Below are 551 nucleotides of genomic sequence, written 5' to 3' on the forward strand. Positions count from 1 at the left end.
GAGCGGGACCCAGCTCATAGGTCGGGTACTGCTGCGGCTCCGCCCCGAACGGAATCCGCGGTCCGTCGACGTCGAGGAACAGCAGCGGAAGCCGCACAGAGCCAGTCACAGCAGCAGAGGATAGCGGGGCGCCCACTCTTGGCCGCTTCACGAGAGGGCTGTTGAGCAGCCTCGCTGCTTGTCGGCACCGGCGATGTGATTGACCGCTCCTGGCTGACGGTGCTGCTGTGTCGCAGGTTCTGTGGTCGAGAAGTGCCGGAGCCTCGGGTTCTCCGCTTCGATCAGACCGGCCAGCATGGCGAGGGAAGGGCTCTCGGCCTCGGCGATCAGCGCGTTCAGCCCCGCCGGTCGCCGGCAACGACCCCGTCGAGCAGGCGGCCAGAACCTGGCCGCCGTCCGCTTCGGCACGGCCGCCTGATCTCAGTTGGGCACCGTATCGGCGAGTGCGGGCTCCGCGGCAGGCCCCTCGACGTCGCGGGGTGTCTGGGTGCGGTAGGAGTGGCCGAGTTCCGGGCCGAGCCCGAAGTAGTGGCGGAAGCTGTAGATGAGCG

The 551-nt window shown here is 68.8% G+C and carries 1 pseudogene; it reads right to left on the reverse strand.

The annotated features are described in order from the left end of the window. Positions 1–420: 420 nt before the first annotated feature. A pseudogene (locus tag KUM32_RS44385) lies at positions 421–551 on the reverse strand (flavin reductase family protein); the annotation flags it as partial.

The organism is Streptomyces sp. AC627_RSS907, assembly GCF_019049165.1.